The following is a 3,097-nucleotide window of genomic DNA, read 5'->3' on the forward strand; positions in this document are numbered from 1 at the left end:
GCTTTTATGGGTTATTTCTATCTTTTATGCCATAATTAGGCGTATTGAGGAGACACTATGATTCGCTACAAACTTGCAGAGATGATCGCTAAAAAAGAGTATGAAGATGGAAGAAGAATTAGCTTACAAGAGATAGCAGATTCGACTGGGATAAATAGATCGACTATTTCTCGCATGCAGAACCCGTCCGGTCACAATATGACGACAGCAAACTTGGATTTGTTGTGTGAGTATTTCAAGTGCAAGATTGAGGATCTTTTGGAACACATACCTAATGAATCAAACTAATTATTACTAGGGTTACAAACAAAAACGTATTCACCTGATTATAACAGCCAGAATTTACCGGCTATCAAATACACGAGTGAATACATAGAAGTGAGTGAGAGTGTTCAAAGCTAACTTTCTGTGTGAGAGCGCTAGAAATATGAGCCGCGGTCAATTGCCCTACTTAGTTTGAACTTACAAAGCAGCCATAGCAGTTGCCCCTTCATATTAGACACTACTTGTCCGAACAACAGTACTTGAGCTATTTGTAATAGAGGTCATTTTTAGGTCGCTCTAATCAGTACCTAAACAGGCTTGGGCCATACTTGGGCTATATTTGGTCTACGCGGGATAATGAAGTATTTTGAATAAACAGAAAAGATGCAAATTAACTTATAGATCAACAAGTTAATTGGTAGGACTAGGCAGATTCGAACTGCCGACCTCTACCATGTCAAGGTAGCGCTCTAACCAACTGAGCTATAGTCCTATTTCAAGCATCGCAAGGAGAGCGACTTGAATAAGGCGCGTAATTTATCAAACAATTCAGCGCCTTGCAATGAGAATATTAGAAAAATATTCTTACGAATCTAGATTGCACTTTATATCTAGAAATCTAAGCCTGTACTTAAGTAAACACCGCTAAAATCAACATCAACTTCGATATCAGCACTGCCTATATCATCAATCTTGATTGCCATAGTGCGATAGCCTAGCTCAACAAATGCTAAGCTAATATTTTGACGAATACGGGCACGGGCATCATAAATACCATTACCAGAATACGAAATACCCGATAACTCGGCGCCAAATGCCATACCAGTAAAAGGAAGCTCTACTTCAGCTTTTGCATAGGGCAGCGGTAGAAAGTTATCAATAGTAGAGGTCGAGCTTTCTGTATCACCCTCAACATTAAGCTGACCGTCAAAAACCTTAATATCTAAACCAACATCAACCGAAACCCAGTTATCGAGAATTTCATAGTAAGCAATTACATCATAGTGAGTCAGGTCAAGATTTGTTGTTACTGGTCCGTCCACATCATCAAAGGTATCATCTATATTGCCTGATTCAGTTTGATCAAGGGAAGTCAGTCGAACCTTTAAATTGGGAATCAGTGGCACCGGATGCTCAAATGAAGCCGCGAGTTCGAAGAAACTATCATCTTCGAAACCTAGATCTTTTTCAAAATCAACTGTTGCGCCACCGGCAGAGGCATCACCCCCAACACCGGCATACCAATAACTTGCTTCAACAGTACCGCCTATAAAATCGGCTTGAGCCGTGGCGCTTGCAGCCAAAACGAAAGGAGCGAGGAGTTTTGTAACTTTTTTCATAGATACTTACCTTATTGAATTCTCTTAAGAATAAAACTATTAGCGTAAGTATAGAGGGAGTTTTTGATTTTGCTTGCTTGATTCGTTGCAGCTTAGATTAAAAAGCTGCAACGAAGTCACAAAATTTAGTCAAATGAAATACCTAAACGCTGACCTACCTCTTCGTAAGTTTCGATCACGCTACCAAGACCTTGCCTAAACCTGTCTTTATCCATCTTCTTACGAGTTTCTTTATCCCAAATACGACAGCCGTCCGGGCTAAATTCATCACCAAGAACAATTCTACCTTCAGACAAACCAAACTCTAGCTTGTAATCAACCAATAGCATACCCGCCTTGTCAAACATTGCTGACAGCACATCGTTTACTCGATAGGTAAGCTTTTCCATTTCGACAAGCTGTTCTTTCGTGGCCCAACCAAAGGATACACAGTGAGAAACGTTAATCATTGGGTCATGCAGGGCGTCGTCTTTTAGGAATAGTTCGAACGTAGGTGGAGTCAATTCTTTTCCTTCTTCAACACCTAGGCGGCGTACGATGCTACCCGCTGCATAGTTACGAACAACACACTCCACAGGCAACATTTCAAGATTTTTTACCAGGCACTCGTTATCTGATAGCAAGGCTTCAAAATGAGTTTCGATACCAGCCTCTTCTAAGGCCTGCATGATAAAAGCGTTAAACTTATTATTTACCATGCCCTTTCGATTCAGCTGCTCCATTTTCTCGCCATCAAAAGCAGAGGTATCGTCTCTAAACAAAAGAACAAATTTGTTTGGATCTTCTGTGGTATAAACTGATTTTGCTTTACCAGCGTAAAGTTCTTTCTGCTTTTGCATAAAAAGGAAACTCCCGAGAGTGGCTCTAAGATTAAGAGCAATAGTATTGAAAAATTTCTATAGTGTTTTAATGAGCAATGATATCGCAGCTATTTAGGCAATAAACACATATCAAATCATGATATGTGTTCAAAAATAATCGTTAATAGTTCGGTAGCTGTATTGGAGTCAAAGCTATCATTCAAGGCCTTGACTCGAACCTCATAGGCATCAGCCTGTTCGAGTGCGCTGCCGGATATCTCGATAGAGAAGTTATGCTCTTTAGCTTTTTCTTGACGATGCTCTTCCGTCGAAAACCATGAATCCAGCTCATCTCGACTTAAATAACTGACAAAGTACTTTCCTTGCGACTGATCTATATCAGAAACCAGCACCTCTGAAGCTTTAAGCGCTTTACCTACTTCTCTCCATGACCGAAGGTAACTAAGGTTTAGCTTTAGGTACTTTCCGCCTTGATCATCTTCTAGCAAAAAAACACGTGGTTCACCACTAATGTCATTTGCAAGTAGGGAGTGTCTATTTCGCTGGACATCTGAACTAACAAACTCGCCAACCGCATTTAGTATCTTTGTTTCAACCTTAGGTAAAGATGCAGCCTTACTCCATGAGGCTTCAGTAAGAACACCTCCCGCTGGCACTAGCTTCACCTGTAGC

General features: G+C 40.6%; 4 protein-coding genes and 1 tRNA gene. 1 reads left to right on the forward strand and 4 read right to left on the reverse strand.

The window, feature by feature from the left end:
• Positions 1-57: 57 nt before the first annotated feature.
• On the forward strand, positions 58-288 hold the full coding sequence (locus A3761_RS14025) for a helix-turn-helix transcriptional regulator (RefSeq protein WP_068567986.1): 231 nt from the start codon (positions 58-60) through the stop codon (positions 286-288).
• Between the two features lie 392 nt (positions 289-680).
• Here A3761_RS14025 and A3761_RS14030 read toward each other — a convergent pair.
• From A3761_RS14030 to bamC, 4 genes are all read right to left on the reverse strand, one after another.
• Positions 681-757 (reverse strand) — tRNA-Val (locus A3761_RS14030).
• Between the two features lie 118 nt (positions 758-875).
• Entirely contained in the window at positions 876-1,604 is a 729-nt protein-coding gene (locus A3761_RS14035) for a TIGR04219 family outer membrane beta-barrel protein (protein WP_068553744.1), read from the reverse strand.
• Between the two features lie 125 nt (positions 1,605-1,729).
• Positions 1,730-2,443 carry a phosphoribosylaminoimidazolesuccinocarboxamide synthase gene (gene purC / locus A3761_RS14040; RefSeq protein WP_068567360.1) on the reverse strand — a complete coding sequence of 238 codons (714 nt, stop codon included), beginning with the start codon at positions 2,441-2,443 and terminating at the stop codon, positions 1,730-1,732.
• Between the two features lie 116 nt (positions 2,444-2,559).
• Positions 2,560-3,097 (reverse strand): outer membrane protein assembly factor BamC (bamC, locus tag A3761_RS14045; RefSeq protein WP_156491849.1); only part of this gene is annotated, 538 nt, incomplete at its 5' end.

It is taken from the genome of Oleiphilus sp. HI0123 (assembly GCF_001635315.1).

What these genes read in the sequence shown, in the direction of transcription:
- A3761_RS14035 (WP_068553744.1), bottom strand. Translation starts at nt 1,604, where the DNA reads ATGAAAAAAGTTACAAAACTCCTCGCTCCTTTCGTTTTGGCTGCAAGC.
- A3761_RS14025 (WP_068567986.1), top strand. Translation starts at nt 58, where the DNA reads ATGATTCGCTACAAACTTGCAGAGATGATCGCTAAAAAAGAGTATGAA.
- purC (WP_068567360.1), bottom strand. Translation starts at nt 2,443, where the DNA reads ATGCAAAAGCAGAAAGAACTTTACGCTGGTAAAGCAAAATCAGTTTAT.